This is a genomic window from Priestia sp. SIMBA_032 (genome assembly GCF_046535215.1).
Lineage (GTDB): Bacteria > Bacillota > Bacilli > Bacillales > Bacillaceae_H > Priestia > Priestia aryabhattai.
Window position 1 is genome coordinate 1 of sequence record NZ_JAWRXD010001728.1, and the last position, 228, is coordinate 228.

Annotated in this window: 1 protein-coding gene; it reads right to left on the reverse strand. The window is 50.4% G+C overall.

What is annotated here, in order from left to right; translation table 11 throughout:
* Positions 1–228: IS66 family transposase (locus tag SB717_RS40130; RefSeq protein WP_410908969.1), on the reverse strand; the 228-nt coding region annotated here is incomplete at both ends.

Sequence of the window (228 nt, forward strand, 5' to 3'; positions counted from 1 at the left end):
TTGCGCTTCGTTACAGCTAGACGCAACGACCTTTCCGCCCGATTGTTATCGGGAGGCACTTGAGGGTCTTCGAGAAAATACCACCATTGATGAGCTTTCTCGGTCAAAGACTTCAACAATAAGCTCGCGGCATAACCAGCTTTCTCGCGCCAAGTCTTAATGGCTTGGCGAATTTTCTCTTTAAAAGAGACTGCCCAAGCGGCATAACGGGCAGCCTCACCCGTCTCT